At 67.8% G+C, this 17,966-nt stretch carries 12 protein-coding genes; 10 read left to right on the top strand and 2 right to left on the bottom strand.

Annotation, left to right across the window (positions count from 1 at the left end; genetic code table 11):
- Window positions 1-38 precede the first annotated feature (38 nt).
- Together LuPra_RS30375 and LuPra_RS30370 are read left to right on the top strand one after the other, a co-directional pair.
- Window positions 39-533 (top strand): TrmH family RNA methyltransferase, encoded by a 495-nt coding sequence (locus LuPra_RS30375; RefSeq protein ID WP_234800625.1) that lies wholly within the window; start codon window positions 39-41, stop codon window positions 531-533.
- Window positions 534-675: 142 nt separating this feature from the next.
- The gene (locus LuPra_RS30370) at window positions 676-2,640 is read left to right on the top strand and encodes a copper amine oxidase (RefSeq protein ID WP_162472867.1); all 1,965 of its coding nucleotides are present in this window, start codon (window positions 676-678) and stop codon (window positions 2,638-2,640) included.
- Window positions 2,641-2,743: 103 nt separating this feature from the next.
- On the opposite strand, the gene LuPra_RS30365 is transcribed toward LuPra_RS30370, so the two are convergent.
- Complete coding sequence (locus tag LuPra_RS30365; protein ID WP_110174245.1) at window positions 2,744-3,457, bottom strand: YqjF family protein; 714 nt, start codon at window positions 3,455-3,457, stop codon at window positions 2,744-2,746.
- A 4-nt stretch (window positions 3,458-3,461) separates the two neighbouring features.
- Window positions 3,462-4,679 (bottom strand): type IV pilus twitching motility protein PilT, encoded by a 1,218-nt coding sequence (locus LuPra_RS30360; protein ID WP_157899871.1) that lies wholly within the window; start codon window positions 4,677-4,679, stop codon window positions 3,462-3,464.
- 12 nt (window positions 4,680-4,691) lie between these two features.
- Between LuPra_RS30360 and LuPra_RS30355 the strand changes: the two genes are divergently transcribed.
- The 8 genes from LuPra_RS30355 (at window position 4,692) to LuPra_RS30320 (ending at window position 17,953) form a co-directional block, all read left to right on the top strand.
- Window positions 4,692-5,867 (top strand): phosphodiester glycosidase family protein, encoded by a 1,176-nt coding sequence (locus LuPra_RS30355; protein WP_157899870.1) that lies wholly within the window; start codon window positions 4,692-4,694, stop codon window positions 5,865-5,867.
- Window positions 5,868-6,018: 151 nt separating this feature from the next.
- Complete coding sequence (locus LuPra_RS30350) at window positions 6,019-8,952, top strand: TonB-dependent receptor (protein ID WP_110174243.1); 2,934 nt, start codon at window positions 6,019-6,021, stop codon at window positions 8,950-8,952.
- Between the two features lie 95 nt (window positions 8,953-9,047).
- Window positions 9,048-11,732 carry a PIG-L family deacetylase gene (locus tag LuPra_RS30345; protein ID WP_162472866.1) on the top strand — a complete coding sequence of 895 codons (2,685 nt, stop codon included), beginning with the start codon at window positions 9,048-9,050 and terminating at the stop codon, window positions 11,730-11,732.
- A gap of 203 nt (window positions 11,733-11,935) precedes the next feature.
- Entirely contained in the window at window positions 11,936-13,420 is a 1,485-nt protein-coding gene (locus tag LuPra_RS30340; RefSeq protein WP_110174241.1) for a DUF1800 domain-containing protein, read from the top strand.
- Window positions 13,421-13,529: 109 nt separating this feature from the next.
- Window positions 13,530-14,795, top strand: coding sequence for a DUF1501 domain-containing protein (locus LuPra_RS30335; protein WP_110174240.1), 1,266 nt, complete (start codon window positions 13,530-13,532; stop codon window positions 14,793-14,795).
- Window positions 14,796-14,872: 77 nt separating this feature from the next.
- Entirely contained in the window at window positions 14,873-15,505 is a 633-nt protein-coding gene (locus tag LuPra_RS30330; protein WP_110174239.1) for a sigma-70 family RNA polymerase sigma factor, read from the top strand.
- The gene (locus LuPra_RS30325; RefSeq protein ID WP_110174238.1) at window positions 15,502-16,365 is read left to right on the top strand and encodes an anti-sigma factor; all 864 of its coding nucleotides are present in this window, start codon (window positions 15,502-15,504) and stop codon (window positions 16,363-16,365) included. Before LuPra_RS30330 ends, LuPra_RS30325 begins: the two co-directional genes overlap by 4 nt.
- Window positions 16,366-16,504: 139 nt before the next feature.
- A complete protein-coding gene (locus LuPra_RS30320) occupies window positions 16,505-17,953 on the top strand; it encodes a circularly permuted type 2 ATP-grasp protein (protein WP_110174939.1) in 1,449 nt (482 codons plus the stop codon).
- The last annotated feature ends 13 nt before the right edge of the window (window positions 17,954-17,966 follow it).

Genomic DNA, 17,966 nt, shown 5'->3' with positions numbered 1-17,966 from the left:
GGTACCCGGTGCCCGGTACCCGGTACCCTTTAGACGCCGTGACCCTCCCCGTCTCCGTCGTCCTCCACCAGGTGCGCAGCCTGTACAACGTCGGGTCCTTCTTCCGGACCGCCGATGGCGCGGGCGTCCGCGAGGTGGTCCTGTCGGGCATCACTGCACGCCCGCCGCGCAAGGAGATCGCCAAGACGGCGCTCGGGGCCGAGGACAGCGTGCCGTGGGTGGGTGTGGACGACCTGCCGACGTGGATGGATGCGTTCGAGCGCGCCGGCGGGCAGCTTGCGGCAATCGAGACGACACCCGGAGGCGTCGATCTGTACGACTGGGCCCCGCGCTGGCCGGTGGCCGTGTTCTTCGGCCACGAGGTCGAGGGCCTGGCCGCGGAGGTGGCGACCCGCTGCCACGTGCACGTCCGCATCCCGATGCAGGGTGTGAAGGGCTCGCTGAACGTCGCGACGGCAGGCGGCGTGGTGCTGTACGAACTGCTGCGGAAGCACAGGTCAGGTCTCAAGTCTCAGGTCTCACGCCAACCCTGAGACCTGGCCCGCGGCCTGAAGCCTGAGACCTGAGACCTGAAGCGCACTCATTCTGATGCGAGAGAGTTGCTTCGTAACGGCTGCCTCGCGTCTAATCCGTACGCAGCCCACCCCGTTCCACTGTCCCCCAGGAGGGTCGACCATGTTCCGCGCCTTGCGTGTCGCATGTCTTTGCGTTGCCGTGTCTGTCGTCGTCTCACCGGCAGCGCAGGCGCAAGCGGCGCTGCACCCGCTCGACCCGCTGTCGCGCCAGGAGCACTTCGCGGTGCTCGAGATCTTCCAGCAGGCAGGCAAGTTGACCGACGCGACACGGTTCACGCGCCTGTCACTCAAGGCTCCGGACAAGGCGGCGGTGTGGGCGTGGAAGCCTGGGGCGCCGATGTCCCGCTCCGCGGAGGTCGTCATTTCGCAGGGCCCGGCCGTCTTCGAGGCGACGGTGGACATCACCGGCAAGAGGCTCGTGTCGTGGACCGAGCGCAAGGGCGTGCAGCCGATGTGGCTCGAAAGCGAGTTCGGCGCCGACGTCGTCGACAAGGCGATGAAGGACCCTCGCTTTGCGGAGGCCCTGAAGAAACGCGGCATCACCAACGCGCAGTTCGTGACGTGCATCGCGGTGCCGCCCGGCAACTTCGAGGAGCCGAAATACGCCGGCAAGCGACTCGGTGTGCTCTCCTGCCGGCAGCGGTCCGGTTATCGCAATACCTGGGCGCGCCGGATCGAGGGTCTCGTCGTGGTGATGGACATGCACGCGAAGGAGATCCTGGAGTTCACCGACGACGAACCGGTGCCCGCCGTACCTGGCGGCAACGATTTCGACAGGGCCGCGGTGGGTGCCTTGCGCGAGCACGCCACCCCACTCGAAGTCCGTCAGCCAGCCGGCCCCGGCTACACGTTGAAGGGGCACATGGTGTCGTGGGATCGCTGGCGATTCCACGTACGGCCTGATTCGCGGGTCGGCATGATCGTGTCCACCGCCACGTGGCGCGATGGCGACCGGGAGCGGCCAGTGCTCTACGAAGGCCACCTGTCCGAGATCTTCGTGCCGTACATGTCACCGCAGAAGGACTGGTACGTGCGGACCTTCATCGACGCCGGCGAGTTCTCGGCGGGCGGGTTGGCCGACTCGCTCAGCCCCGGCGTCGATTGCCCCGCGTACGCCACCTACATCGACAGCGTTGTGCCGGAGGACGCCGGCTGGCCGAAGGACAAGCCGCGCGTGGCGTGCATCTTCGAGCGCACTGGTGGCGACATGATCTGGCGGCACAGCGACGAAGGGCGCCCCCAGCGCGAGCTCGTCGTGCGCATGATTGCCACGATCGGCAACTACGACTACGTGGTGGACTGGCGCTTCCTCCCGGACGGACAGATCAAGGTCGCCCTCGGCGCCACCGGCATCGTCGAGACCAAGATGACGACCGCGAAGGACGCGCGAGTGGCGTCCACAAATGGGCCGAGTTCAAGGGCCGACGCATACGGGCGCTTCGTCGAGGACCACGTCGTGGCTATCAATCACGATCACTACTTCAATTTCCGGCTCGACATGGACGTCGACGGACCCACCAACCAGTTCGTCCAGGATGCGATCGTTGCCAGGACACTGCCGCCCGATCACCCGCGCCGCAGCATCTGGGTCACGGAGACCAGGAGGATCGACACCGAGCAGGCTGCGCAGCTGGCGATGGACATGCACGCGCCGGCTCTGTGGCGCGTGACGAGCCAGCAGGAGAACCACGTCGGATATCCGACGAGTTATCAGTTGCTGCCGGCGCACTCGATCCACACCCTGCTCACGCCCGACGACGTGGCGCGGCAGCGGGCCGGGTTCATCAACCATCACCTGTGGGTCACGCCCTATGCCGCGTCGGAGCGCTACGCCGCCGGCGACTACCCGACGCTCAGCACGCCCGGCCAGGGGCTGCCCGCCTACACGAAGGGGAATCGATCGATTACCTCAACCGACGTGGTGCTCTGGTACACCTTCGGCATGCACCACATGGTTCGCGCCGAGGAGTGGCCAGTGATGCCCGTGCTCTGGCACGAGTTCGCCCTGCGACCGTTCGACTTCCACGATCGGAACCCGGCGATGGACGCGGGCATGACGCCATAGGCAGAACGGTCCAGGCCGCCCTTCATCGCGCGGCCTTCGTCAGTCGGCCTTCGGCCTGCGGACGATGTGTAGCCACCGGACTTGTCCGGCGGTGGCTGCCCTGTCAGGACGTGACGAGGCGGCGGCCGTGGTGGACGACGACCGGCGATCCGACGGCGACGAAAGCCGACCGCGGCTCGACCGACAGCACCGCGCCGAATGCCGGGCCGTACAGCGACGCGGCGGGCCCACGGAACCAGCACTCGCTGGCGGTCCAGACGCGCCAGCGGGGATGCTCCACCTGGTACTCCAGCGTGCGTCCATCCCGCTGTCGTGTGTAGCCCCAGTAATGTTCGGTGATGAACTCGGATTCCGAGTCCTCCTGCAGCGGCGCCGGTGCGCCGCTGACGCGCGCGCCGATCTCGAAATCCGCCGCGGCATGCGTCCAACGGTAGGAGATCTTGCCTCCGTCCTTGGTGAGCGACCAACGATGGCGCATCGGCACCGAGAGGTACGGTTCGTTGTAGATGCCCCTGGCGACCGCCGCGATCGCCCATCGCGGCACGAGCTCGCGGATGAACACGACGGCACGCCGGAAGTCCGGCGCCGGCCCGCGGACGTAGAACCGGAGGTTCACCTCCTCGAACGTGCGGTGAAACGGCACCGGCAAGCCCAGCAGCCGCGTGTCCGAGAAAAGAAAGCCGACGAGGCTGACCAGCGCCTCGCCTTCCCACGTGTCCAGGGTGGTGCCCGCCGGCACGAGGGGCTCGAGGAGCGCGGCCGGGCACACGTAGTTGAGGAGCACCAGATGTTCCCAGCGGGCTGTCAGGAACGGCATGCGCCTAGCTGGGCTCCATCAGCCTGCTCAACTCCTCGGGATGCGCGGCGCGTTCGCGTGCGACTTCGGCGTCGAGATGACCGGCCCGCACGAGTGACGCGAGCGATTCCTCGAACGTCAGCGATCCGAAGCGGCGCGTCAACGTGATCTCCTGGTGCAGGTGATGGAGTTGGTTCTTGCGGATGTGCTGCCGCGCGCCGTATTGCACCATCAGCAGTTCGACGGCGGGCACGAGTCCGCCAGACACGCGCGGCAGCAGGGCCTGGATCAACACCGCGCTGAGCGCCAGCGAGATCTCCTGGCGGATCGTGGCCTGCCGCTCGACGGGGAACGAATCGGCCATGCGGGCGACGGTGGACGTGACGTCCGTCGTGTGCAGTGTCGAGATGACGAGATGGCCCGTCTCGGCGGCGGTGAGTGCCAGCCGCATCGATTCCGCGTCGCGCATCTCGCCGACGATCAGCACGTCGGGCATCTGCCGCAGGGCAGCGCGCAGCGCCGTCGGGTAATCCGGTGCGTCGACCCCGATCTCGACCTGCTCGACGAGTGAGCGACGGTGGGCGTGCTCGTACTCGATCGGGTCCTCGATGGTGATGATGTGACGTGCCTCGCGTCGATTCAATTCGTCGACCAGTGCCGCCAGCGTCGTCGACTTGCCCGATCCTGTTCCACCACCGACGAGCACGAGGCCGCGCGTGAGTTGCGCCAGGTGCTCCACCTGCGGCGGCAGCGAGAGCGTCGACAGCCGCGGCACATTGCGTGGCAGCGCGCGGATCGTCGCCGCCGGCCGGCCGCGCTCGCGGTGCAGGTTGACGCGGAAGCGGCCGACACCCGCCAGGCTGAACGACGCATCGGCGATGCCCTCGCGCTGGTAGATCTCACGCGCATGGGGCGGCACCGCGGCGAGCACGGCACGCTCGATGTCGGGTCCGGCCAACGTATCGTCGGCCATCGGGACGATGCGCTTGTCGATGCGTGCCGACGGCGGGGCGTTCACCACCAGCAGCAGGTCCGAGCCGCCGCGCAGGACGACCTGTCGCAGCCACGCCTCGAGCCGATTCGTGCCCGTGGTCGCGTTGACGACGTCGTCGGCTCCGAGCCGGCTCTCCTCGTCGGCGGCCTCGACGTCGGCCGCGGACATGAGCTGTGTCGTCAAGTCGGTCGTCGTCGCGTGATGCCCGTGCAATTCGTCGATAAGGCGATCGATGTCGGATTCGGCCACTATGATTTCCCCGTGCGCCTGCCCATTGTCCTCCTGTGCGGCCTGATTCTCGTCACTCCCTGGCCGCCGGCCCGTGCGGCCGTCGATGCCGACCTGTCCTTTCTGGGGCGGGCCGAGCGCGTTGGCGATGGGGTCGAACTGTTCCGCGTGGACGGCGATCGTGCCTTCGTGGTGCCTGGCGAGCCGGCCCGGCCAGTTGCGCCACGGTCCCTGCGACTGCTTCGGCTGGACCCTTCTCGGGTCCGGCTGGCGTCGGCGTTGGCAGGTAGCGAAATGCCGGCGCGTGCGACCGTTCTGGACATCGCTCGCCGCACGCAGGCCATCGCGGCCGTCAACGCCGGCTTCTTCGCACCCACAGGCGATCCCAACGGCTTGCTCAAGATCGATGGCCGGCTGCTGAGTGACACCGGGCGTGCACGCGGCGCGGTCGCGTTGTTCGACCGGGCCGGCCGCCTGGACGGGCATTTCGATCAGGTCAGCGCTCGCGTGCGGCTGCGGTTCCGGAGCGGCACGCAGTGGCGCACCGTGCGAATCGACGGTGTCGACACCATCCGCGGGGCCGGGCGCCTGGCGCTGTACACGCCGGCCTCGGGCGCATCGACCGACACGCCGGGGGGGCTGGAGTGGACGATCGACGGCGCCCCGCTTCGGGCGAGGCGGACAACGACCGACGGCAACGCGCCCATCCCACTCACCGGCTACGTGCTGTCGTATGGCGGGCACGTCGCTCCGCCCGCGCTTGCCGGATTCGACCAGGCGCCATCGGTCGAGGTGCGCGAGTCGCTCGACGTCCGCAGCGGCCGGCACGTGCGCGAATGGACACGCGCGGGCACCCTCGTCGGCGGCGCGGGCCTCCTGCTCCAGGAGGGCCGACCCCTGCGGGAGTGGGCGGTCGAGCGACTGTCGAAAGGATTCGAGACGTCAGCTCACCCGCGCACCGTCATTGCGCGCGATGGACGGGGCTCGTGGTGGCTGATCACGATCGACGGCCGACAGCCCGACCGCGCCATCGGCATGTCGTTCAGCGAGATGCAGGTGTTGCTTGCACGACTCGGTGCCACCGACGCCCTCAACCTCGATGGCGGCGGATCGACGACGATGGTCGTTCGTGGGGAGGTGGTGAACCGCCCTTCGGACCTGACCGGACCGCGCCCCGTCAGCGACGCCCTGGTCGTCACGAGCCGATAGCGAATCCGGGTGTGTCGACTCGAGGTTGCGCAACGCCTCCGCTATGACGGTCGTTTCTATGAAATAGGCCGCAACGCGGTCGTATACTCGGCCCGAGGCGTCTCCCGGCCGGGAGTGCCGTCATACCCCAATCATCCAGGAGTCAGGACTCATGCTGTCGGCACAGACGACTTCTTCGCGGCGACGCTACCGGCGCCGCCTGGCGGCGGTCTTCGTCGCAATCACCGCGCTGCTTGGTGCGGCGTCGGCTCACGCGCAGTCCACGGCCGCCAACGGGGCCATCGAAGGCACGGTGGTCGACAACTCCGGCGCTGTGCTGCCGGGGGTCACGGTCACCGTGTTCAACACCGAGACTGGCACCACGCGATCGGTGGTCACCAACGAGAGTGGCCTGTATCGGGCGACGTTGCTGCCGCTGGGCGCGTACCGGGTCGCGGCTGAACTCCAGGGGTTCAAGAAGTTCGAGCAGGTGGGGGTGACGGTCGGCGCGGGCCAGACGGCCAATGTCAACGTCCGGCTCGAGGTCGGCGACCTGAGCGAAGTCATCTCGGTCACCGCCGACGCGCCGGTCGTGGACACGGCCAAGGTGGACGCCGGTCGCAACCTGAACGAGAACGAGGTGAAGAACCTGCCCCTCGTCTCGCGCAACCCGTACAACTTCGCGCTGCTGCAGCCCGGTGTGACGGGGTTCGAGAACTCGGAGTTCGGCGTGCCGCGGTTTGCCGCCAATGGCACGCTGCTGCGTATCAACTACCAGATCGACGGCAACACCAACACGCAGAAGGATCGCGCGGGCCTTCGCCTGCTGCCGGTGTCCGAGGTGATGGTGCGGGAAGTGAAGGTCGTCACCAGTGGCTATGCGCCCGAGTTCGGCCAGACGACCGGCCTGGTCTACAACGCGATCACGCCGTCGGGCACCAACCAGTTTCGCGGTGCGGGCGCGTACCGGTTCCGCCGCAAGGACTTCAGCGCCTTCCCGTTCTTCTTCCAGGGGCCGCGCACCGACCAGACCCGTCCGGACACGAAGGTCGACACGCTGACGGCCGAGCTCGGCGGACCGATCCTGAAGGACAAGCTGCATTTCTTCACGGGATTCGAGAGCACCTACCGTGACCTCTCCTCGCAGAGCGTGATCACGGTGTTGCCGGAGAACGCCGCCAGGATTGGCCTCGCGGCGCAGCCCGGCGTCGTACCGCGCGAACAGACCGCCCGGTTCTTCATCGGCAAGGGCGATTACCAGCTCGCGCAGAATCACCGGCTCACGGGCCGGACGATCATCTTCCGCAACGACTCGCCGAACAACATCGCCGGCGGCCTCAACACGATCGAGCGCACCACCGACTTCCTGGACGCCATGGAAAGCACTTCCGGGCAGCTCGTGTCGTCGTTCGGCAGCCAGATGCTGAACGAATTCCGGGTGCAGTACGCGCGCCGCGTGCAGAGTCGCGGCGGCAACGATCTCTCGGGCACGGGTCCGGCGGTCAACATTCCCGGCATCGCCAACTTCGGCGGTCCGATTGCCACCACGGCCGATGCCGGCTTCGGCTTCACGCAGGGCATCTTCCAGGTGGTGAACAACTTCAGCTACGTTCGCGGCAACCACAGCTACAAGTTCGGCGGCGACATGCAGTTGATCGACGACAAGCGGACCTCCACGCTCCTGCAGCTGTACACGTTCCCGAGCATCGACGCCTACCTGGCCGCCAACAACGGCACCAATCCGCGCAGCTACACGAACTACCAGCAGCTGATCGGCAACCCCGACTTCACGATGAAGTCGTCGGGCTACAGCTTCTTCGTGCAGGACGACTGGCGCGTGTCGCAGAACCTGAAGTTCATCTACGGCCTGCGCTACGACTTCTACGACTACCCTGACGGCGACCCCAACGCGCCGTTCCTCTACTCGCAGGACTATGCCGACGACGGCAACAATGTCGGCCCGCGCTTTGGCCTTGCCTACACGTTCGGCGCCGACAAGCGCCAGGTCATTCGCGCCAGCTCGGGCATCATGTACGACCAGATGCTGCTCGGAGCCTACGAGACCGCCATCCAGGCCAACGGCAACCCCGAACGCATCAACGTGACGCTGGCCGGCTCGGCCGCCAACGCACCGGCGTTCCCGGCGTCGCTGGCCGACCTGCCTCCGGGTTTCACGCTGCCGCGACAGTCGATCACCACCGTCGACCCAGACTTCCAGGTCGCGCGCACCTGGCAGAACAACGTCCAGTACGAGCGCGCCTTCGGCCAGAATTTCTACGGGTCTGTCGGCTACACGTATGTGCAGGGCGACCTGCTGCCTGTGATCGTCAACATCAACCCGATCAACCCCGTGAGCCAGTTGGCCGACGGCCGCCCGGTCTTCAGCTCGACGATCAACGCCGACACCCGTCTCGATCCCCGCTTCAACCAGATCAACGTCGTGCAGTCGGCGGGCGACTCGACGTACAACGCCCTGATGCTGCAGTTCGGCAAGCGCCTGAGCGGCGGCATCCAGTTCGACGTCAACTACACGCTCGGCAAGGGCACGGACAACGCGCCGCTGACCTCGGCGCTCTCCGTACAGGGCGACGACGGCGTGGGCGACCCGACCAACCTCGAACACGATCGCGGCCCGAACCTGCTCGACACCCGCCACAGTTTCGCCGGCAGCGTGGTGCTGCAGCCGACGTTCGACGTCGACGGCATCGCGGGCGCGATCGTGAATCACAACCAGCTCGGTCTGATGCTGCAGCTGAACTCGGGCCTGCCCCTCAACCTGCGTAGCGCGACGGACCTGAACGGCGACGGTGTGCTTGCCGACCGGCCGCTGTTCGTGGGCCGCAATTCGCTCTACCTGCCGGCCCGCTACAACGTCGACGCGCGTTTCTCGCGTTTCATCCCGCTCGGCGCGGCGCGCCGGCTCGAGGTTGCCGCGGAGTTCAAGAACCTGTTCAACACGGTGCAGACGTCCGCGGTGAATCGGATCATCCCGACCAACGCATTGGGTGAGCCCACGACCACGCTGCCGACCAGCAGCGATCAGCTGCAGCCGACCGCTGGCTACGAGCAGCGCCAGTTCCAGCTCGGGTTCAAGCTCTATTTCTGACACGTAGCCTGCAGGCTGTAGGCTGCAGCCTGCAGGCTTCCTCACCACGGGGCGGGTGATCGCTCCAGCCCCGTCGTATGCTTCGCGCAAGACACATGCCTAGACTGACACCTCGCTCTCTTGTCCGCGTCACCTGTGCGGCGCTGCTGCTGGCACTGACGGTGCCAGTGCATACGCAGTACCGCTTCCAGCCTGTTGGCGAACATCCCGATATCGCGGCACTCGGCCTCGTCCTCCGGCAGCTCGGCACGGTCGGCAGCCTGATGATGACGACGGCGCACCCCGACGACGAGAACAACGCGTTGCTCGCGCTGTACCGGTTTCAGCGGGGGATGCGGACGACGCTGGTCACCGCCACCCGCGGCAACGGTGGCCAGAACGAGATCGGCCCGGAGATCTTCGAGTCGCTGGCCGTCCTGCGCACCGAAGAACTGCTTGCGGCACACCGGGTCGACGGCGCCGAGCAGTACTTCGCGCGCGCGGTGGACTTCGGCTTCTCCTTCAGCCGTGACGAGACCTACGAGCGGTGGCACCGCGACAAGATCCTCGAGGACTACGTCTACTGGATTCGAAAGATCCGGCCCGACGTCATCGTCGGCTTCGTGTGGGACCACACCCAGGGCGGCGGCCAGCATCACCAGGCATCGTCGGCCATCTCCGCCGAGGCATTTCGCGCGGCGGGTGACGCGAGCAAGTTTCCCGAGCAGATTGCCGCCGGGCTGAAGCCGTGGCAGGCCTCGAAGTTCTACTACACGGGCGGCTTCGGTCCGTCGGTGAGCTCGGTGACACCAGACGACATCTGCCGCGTCGACGGCAACCAGTTCGATCCGCTGCTCGGCCGCACCTACAACGAACTCGGGGGCGAGGCGCGCAGCATGCACATGTGCCAGGGGATGCCCCAGCTCTATTCGCTGCCGGGTCCCCAGTCGCGCGCGTATGTGCTCGAGGACTCCATCCTGACCATCCCGAAGGCGGACCAGAACAAGGACCTGTTTGCCGGCATCGATACCGGGCTGCGCAGCCTGGCGCGATACGGCAAGGGCGGGTCGCCTGCTCTTGGCCTTGCCATCGAGGCGCTCGAGGGGCAGGTGCGCAACGCGCAGATCGCGTTCGAGACCAAGGGAGTCGCCGGGGCGCGATCAGCGCTCCCCCAGGTGCTCACGACAGTGCGGGCGCTGCGCGCCCAGCTCGGGAACATGCAGCCCGAGGCGTCGGCGCGCGAGGAGGCGGACTTCCGTCTCGAACAGAAAGAGCGGCAAGCCGAAGCGGCATTGCGGCTGGCGTCGGGCCTACGCGTCGATCTGCTGGCCGACGACGGACTGGTCGTGGGCGGGCAGACGACGAAGGTGACGCTGCGTGCGTTTTCGGGTGCGCCCGACGGTGTGGCGGTGAAGGCCGTGGAGTTCACCGGCTTGGACGGGACCGCTGCCTGCACGGCCGCGCCCATCGAGGGCCTGAAGCCGTACGCCTGCGAGGCGACGCTCGGCATTCCCCCGGCGGCGAAGCTGACCACGGCCTACTGGAAGCGGCTGCCGGATCGTGACTTCTACGACTTCGATCCGGCGGCCCCGTTCGGTCTCCCGTTCGAGCCGACACCGTTCACCGCGAAGGTCACGCTGACGGTCGGCGGTCTCGAGCAGCTGGTGACCTATCCCGTGCAGTTCCGCCACGAGGGCAATGTGTTCAGCGGCGAGAAGCGCCAGGAACTGCTCGTGGTGCCCGCGCTGGCGGTCAACCTCGGCGCCGAGGTCGTGGCATTCCCGGGTGGTGGGGTCGCGCGTGACATCAGCGTCACCGTCATCAATCACGGCAAGTCGGCGGGCGCCGCGGACGTGAAGCTGCAACTGCCGGCCGGATGGGCGTCGTCGCCGGCAAACGAAACGATCACCTTTGCACGCGAGGACGAAGCGCGGCAGGTGCACTTCGCGATTACGCCGCCGAGCGGCACCAGGCCGGGGCGTTACGACGTGAAGGCCATCGCGACCCGCGAGGGCCGGTCCTTCGATCGGGGCTACGAGGCGATCGAATACCCGCACATCCGTCGCCGCCACCTCGTGACCAACGCCGTCGGGACGCTGAAGGTGCTCGACCTGCAGCCGGTGACCGGCGTCACCGTCGGCTACATCGTCGGCGTCGGCGACCAGGTGCCGCCGGCCCTGACACAACTCGGCGCGACGGTGGAGTTCCTCACACCGGAGCAGCTGGCATCCGCCGACCTGTCCAAGTACACGGTGGTGATGACCGGCGTCCGCGCCTACGAGCGGCGCGGCGACCTGCGTGCGTACAACCAGCGGCTGATCGACTACGCGGCGAAGGGCGGCACGGTCGTCGTCCAGTACAACAAGTTCGAGTTCAACGAGGCGCAGTACGGGCCCTACCCCGGGACGGTGGGCCGGCCGTCGCCCAACCCCGGGCCGTTCGGGCGCTACTCGGCCGACCGAGTTACCGACGAGAGCGCGCCGGTGAACGTGCTGGTGCCCACGCACCCGGTGTTCAATACGCCGAACAAGATCGGCGACGCGGCCTGGAAGGGGTGGGTGCAGGAGCGCGGGCTGTACTTCTTCGGAACCGAGGCGGCCGACAAGCGTTACGTCGACCTCCTGGAGATGGCCGATCCGTTCCCGAACAACCCCGGTCCGAAGCGCGGCGCGCTGGTGGAGGCGACCGTGGGGCAGGGGCGCTGGATTTACGTCGGCTTGAACCTGTGGCGGCAGTTGCCGGCCGGTACCGATGGGGCGTATGCCCTCATGGCCAACCTCCTCGCGTTGGGCAAGCACTGACGATGTCGCGAGGCGAGTAGGCACTCGGCCGACGGCTGCCAAGGCTGTCGAGCCTCTGACACTTGTGAGCTCGCCGTTGCCCGTTTGGGCGCCGGCGGGCTCGTATCGTTTGTTGCAGAAGTGTGGCAGCATCGCAAAACGCCTGAAGTCTGCGCGGTTCCCGGGGTCGGGAACGAACCTTGCTCTCTCGGGACCCTGCATTCATGGCGCGACGAGACGACCGCATCGAGCACCTCCTGAGGCGCGCCGGATTCGGCGGGAGCCCGGACGAGGTCGCCGAACTGGCCCAGATCGGGTACCAGGCGGCGGTCGATCTCCTCGTCTTCTACGAGCAGGCGCCAGACGATGTGGACGCGCGGATCGGCGTGCCGGGACATGTCGGCGTGACCACGCGCGGCCAGTTCTCGCCCGACACGTCGATTGCCGACGCGCGCCAGCGCTGGCTGTTCCGGATGGTCCATTCGAGGCGCCCGCTGCAGGAGAAGATGGCGCTCTTCTGGCACCATCACTTCGCCACCGCGCACCAGAAGATCTCCGAGACCTACGGCGGCACCGTTGCCACCCGGATGCTGGCGGCGAGCGAGACCTACAACGGTCCGGCCAACAGTCCGCCGGGCCAGATCGAGACGTTCAGGGCCAACGCGCTTGGCAGTTTCCACGACCTGCTCGTCTCGGTGGCGCGCGACCCCGCGATGCTGGTGTGGCTCGACGGCCGGCTCAACGTGCGCGGGACGTCGCAGGAGAACTTCGCGCGGGAGGTGATGGAGCTGTTCACGATGGGCATCCGTCCCTCCGACGCGGCGCCCAACAACTACACCGAAGACGATGTCAAGGCGGCGGCGCGGGTCTTTACCGGATGGAACCTGAATGTCGCCGGGCGCGGGGCCAACAACGTCAACGACGCGACGCTGTCGTACAACTACCTGTATCGCGCCGATCGCCACGACACCGCGAGCAAGACGTTCTCGTTCGACATCTACCCCGGCGGCGGTCGCACGATCACGTCGAGCGGCGAACAGGAGGGGCTCGACTTCCTGCTCGCCTGCTGCCGGCATCCGCAGACTGGCCCGCGGCTGGCGCGCAAGCTCTACGCCTTCTTCGTCAGCGAGCTGCAGCCGGCGCCGCAGTCGTTCGTCGATCGCATTGCGAACACCTTCTACACCACCAACTTCGACATGCGCCGCGTGGTACTGCAGGTGCTGCTGTCGCCCGACTTCCAGGACGAGTCCAACTACTACACGCGTTACGCATGGCCCGTTGAATTCGTCGTGAAGTCGATCAAGGAGACCGGCTGGGCAGGGTTCTCCGTGGACGGAGCGCTGTCGCCCTTGGTGGCGATGGGGCAGACGCTGTTCGAGCCGCCCGACGTCAACGGCTGGGAGACGGGCGCGGGGTGGTTTTCGACCGGCGGCATGCTTGCGCGAATGAACTTCGCCGCGACCCTGACACAGAATCAGCGCTTCAACCTGCGCGATGCGGCCCGGCCCTCCAAGGGGTCACCGGAGTCGGTGCTGTCGTACACGCTGGACCGGCTGTCGACGATGCCCTTCGACCCGCCGCCATACAACGAACTGCTTGGCTACCTGCGGGCTGGTACGAACTGGACCGGATCGGACACCGAGTTGCTGGCCAAGGCGGCTGGTGTGACGCATCTCGTGCTCGCGTCGCCGGAGTACCAGTTCGTATGACCATCCGGGTACCGGGTACCGGGGAACGGAGCCCGGAGCCCGGAGAACGGAATCGGCATGAGGCATCAGGCATCAGGCATCAGGCATTACCGGGCATGAGGCATGACTCATGACCTCCAATCGTCGGCAGTTCATCAAGGGAGGCGTCGCTGCCTTCACCGTGAGCTTCGCCGCGCCGGCGTTCCTCTCGGACATCGCCCGCGCCCAGGGCGCACGCGCGCGAAACCTCGTCGTGCTGTACCTGAGCGGCGGCAACGACGCGCTGAGCATGGTGGTGCCCTATGGCAACACCGGCTATTACCAGCGCCGACCGACGATCGCCTTGCCGACGAGTAACGTTCTGCAGATCGGTACCGACACGAGCGGCACCACGGTGGGGCTCCACCCGCGACTGATCGGCCTCAAGCAGGTGTTTGACGCCGGCCGTCTCGCTGTCGTCCAGCGCAGTGGCTATCCGAATTCGAGCCGCTCGCACTTCCTCGGCACCGACATCTGGTCGACGGCCGATCCCGGCAATCCGTCGGGCCCGGGCTGGCTCGGCCGGTACCTCGAACTGCTGCCGCAGCCGCTCGACCCGCTCACGGGCTGGAACACGGTGCGCGAGACGCCGCGGACGCTCCTCTCGCGCTTCGTCGGCGTGCCCGCCATTCCCGACCCCCGCACGTACGCGTTCAGCAGCCCGAACTCTGGCAATGAGGCGCTGTTCGCGCGTCAGGCCGCCACCCGCATCGCCTCGCACGTCCCCGTGGATCGCCCGCACCTGTCGTTCGTCTCGGGCACGGCGCGCGCCGCCTTCGACACCCTCGATCGCGTCGCATCGGTGGCGCAGTACGCGCCGACGGTGACCTATCCGGGCACCGGGCTGGGCAGCGCACTGCGGGCCGTGGCCGGGTCGATGGTGCGCGGCATCGGCACCCGCGTGTTCTGGGTGCAGACAGGCGGCTTCGACACGCATGCCTCCCAGAATCCCAACCAGGAGAACGGCGCCTACTACCGGCTGATGGCGACAATGGACGACGCGCTGCTGGCGTTCTACACGGATGTACGCAACCAGGGCCTGCTGAGCGACACGCTCGTGCTGCAGTTCTCCGAGTTCGGGCGGCGTGTCTACGAGAACGGCAGCCAGGGGACCGATCATGGCGCGGCGAGCACGATGATGCTGCTCGGCGGCGGCGTCAACGGCGGCCTCTATGGCACGGCACCGGACCTGCGGGACACCCCGGGCAACCCCACGCTCGAGAGCAACAACGGCGACATCCGCTACCAGACCGACTTCAGGTCCGTGTACGCCCGTGTGCTGGACAGCTGGCTCGGCACCAACTCCCAGTCCGTGCTCGACGGCGACTTCAGGAACGCAGGGCTGACCTTCCTCTGATCCGCGTCCAGTCCTTGGTGATTCGCCCCACGACATCTAGACTTGGTCGTCGTGCGTAGAGAAAGGCGTACGGGCTGATGTGGTTACTCTTCGCCCTCGCCGCCCAGACCGACGAGCCTCGGCAGTCCAGCGAGGCCGATGCGGACGCGATGCGGCGCATGGCCGCCGGCGACGGTGGCGCGCTGGCGGAGCTCTACGACCGGCACGGACGGGCGATGTTCTCCCTCGCGGTCCGGATCCTGCGCGACGAGGGCGACGCGGAGGAAATCGTCCAGGACGTCTTCGCCCAGGCGTGGCGGCAGGCGTCGCGGTACGACACGACGCGCGGCGTGGTGGTGGCGTGGCTGCTGATGATGACGCGCAGCCGCGCGATCGATCGCCTGAGGGCGCGGCGTGGACAGCCGCCCCTCGACAGCGACCATCCGTCGGCCTTGCGGGATGCCGCGGACGCGGCGCCGCCGGTGGACCTCGCGCTGCTGACCGCAGACGACATCTCGCGCGTGCGTGCGGCTCTCGACGCCTTGCCAGACGCGCAGCGCATGGCCATCGAGCTGGCATTCCAGGAGGGCCTGACGCACACCGAAGTCGCCGAGCGCCTCGACCAGCCGCTCGGTACGATCAAGACGAGGATCCGGGTAGGCCTGCTGCGCCTGCGTGCGGCACTGCCCTCACCGGGGCACACACCGGACACGCCGGAGGGTCACGCATGACGTCGTCTGGGACCGATCCCCGCTATGACGCCCTCGCTGAGCTCGCACTCGGCACGCTGCCCGAGTCGGAGCGGCCGGCGATCGAGGCATGGCTTGCCGGCGACCCGGACGCCCTGGCGGAGTTCCGCGCGCTGCGTGAGTCGCTCGGGTTACTGGCCCTCGCCGCCCCCGTCGTCGAGCCACCGGCCTCCCTTCGTGACCGCGTCCTTGCCGTGACAGGGCATGCCGTCGATCGCGGCCACACCCCTGCCACGACCCGGACGGCCGTCCCGATCGGCGTCGACTTCCCCCCGAAGTCGAGTGGCCCCGTCGTCGGCAGCGGTCTGTCCGTGGGCTGGCTGGCTGCCGCCGCGGCCGCCATCCTGGCGCTGGGGCTGGGCGTGTACGCACTGCAGTTGCGCAGCCAGGTCGAGCGCCTCCAGGCCGACCTCGACGCGACGGCCGCGCGGCTGGCGACCACCGAGGCCGAGGCAAGGGTCAATCGCACCCGGCTCGCGCGCGCTCAGGCGGAGACCTCAATCCTGACGGCCGCGGACCTGCGTCGGGTGGATCTGGCGGGACAGAAGGGCGCGCCTCGCGCCGCGGCCCGTGCCTTCTGGAGCCGGGCCCAGGGGCTCGTGCTGACCGCAACCCGCCTGCCGGACCTGCCGGAGGGTCGGACCTATCAGCTGTGGGTCCTGACGAGCGGCGCCCCAATCAGTGCGGGGATCTTCCGGCCTGACGCGTCGGGCGGAACGTCGATCGTGTTCGATACGCCCGTGTCCCTGCCGCCGCCTGCAGGAATGGCCGTGTCAGTCGAGCCGGCCGGTGGCGTGCCGGCGCCGACAGGCGAAATCGTGCTGATCGGCAAGGCCGATTGACGATTGGCGCCTGACGCTTGACGCCTCGGGCCCCCGTTATCGACCTTGGGCGCTTTTTCAGATTAAGTGAGCGCGCGGCCTTGCGCCACGTGCCCCGGGGCTGCTCTACTGTCGCATGCCGACGGCCGAGCCGAGCGGGATGTCCATTCCACGGGCGCCGCTGTTCGACGACTACTCGCTGGGACGCGCCTACGACGAAATGTTCGGCGCGGCCGGGCAGCCGCGCGCCCACTACGCCGCGCTCTTCGAGCAGCTCGGGACGCTGCCGGTCACCGAACTGCAGCGCCGGCAGCAGGTCGCCGATCGCGCCTTCCTCCACCAGGGCATCACGTTCACCGTCTACGGCGACAGCCGCGGGACCGAGCGCATCTTCCCCTACGATCTGCTGCCCCGCATCATCACCAGCGCGGAGTGGGAGCAGCTCGAACGGGGACTGACCCAGCGCATCACCGCCCTCAACCTGTTCCTGCGCGACATCTACCATGACGGCCGCATCCTGCGCGCCGGCGTCGTCCCGCGCGAGCTCGTCTTCAGCTGCCCGCACTACCGGCGGGAAATGCGCGGCCTGCGCGTCGCCGGCGACTGCTACGTCTCGGTGGCGGGCACCGACCTCGTGCGCCTGGCCGACGGGCAGTTCGCGGTCCTCGAGGACAACCTGCGCGTGCCGAGCGGCGTGTCGTACATGCTTGCCAATCGCGCGGTGATGAAGCGCACGTTCTCGCGCCTGCTCGCGCGCTACAGCGTCCGGCCGATCGATCACTATGCGCAGGCGCTGCTGCGCACCTTGCGCGACCTGTCGCCGCAGGGCCGTCCGCATCCGACCGTCGTCCTGCTCACGCCCGGTGTGTTCAACTCGGCCTACTTCGAGCACGCGTTTCTGGCGCGGCAGATGGGCATCGAGCTGGTCGAGGGGCGCGACCTCTTCGTCCACGACAACGTGGTGTACATGCGGACGACGTCGGGGGCACAGCGCGTCGACGTCATCTACCGGCGCGTCGACGACGACTTCGTCGACCCGCTCGCGTTCCGGGCCGACTCGCAGCTGGGGGTCACGGGCCTGTTCAATGCCTATCGCGCCGGCAACGTCTCGCTCGGCAACGCGATCGGCACGGGCGTCGCCGACGACAAGGCGGTCTACGCGTACGTGCCCGCGATGATCAAGTTCTATCTCGACGAGGATCCGATCCTGCGCAACGTCGAGACCTACCTCCTGGACGATGCCGTGCAGCGCGATCACGTGCTGCAGCACCTCGACCAGCTGGTCGTGAAGGCGGTGGGCGAGTCCGGCGGCTACGGGATGCTGATTGGCCCGCACAGCACCGCGGAGCAGCGCGCCCAGTTCCGCGACTGCATCATCGCCAACCCTCGCAACTACATCGCGCAGCCGACGCTCGACCTATCGTGCGCGCCGTGCTTCATCGACGACCGCATCGAGCCCCGGCACATCGACTTGCGCCCCTACATCCTGGCTGGCCAGCAGACCGTCATCGTCCCCGGCGGGCTGACGCGTGTCGCGCTGCGGCGCGGGTCGCTCGTCGTCAACTCGTCGCAGGGGGGCGGCAGCAAGGACACGTGGGTGCTCGAATGAATGAGGGTGGCCA

It is taken from the genome of Luteitalea pratensis (assembly GCF_001618865.1).
Taxonomy (GTDB): domain Bacteria; phylum Acidobacteriota; class Vicinamibacteria; order Vicinamibacterales; family Vicinamibacteraceae; genus Luteitalea; species Luteitalea pratensis.
The sequence above is the reverse complement of the archived record's forward strand: the minus strand, read 5'-3'. Positions and strand labels throughout refer to the sequence as shown.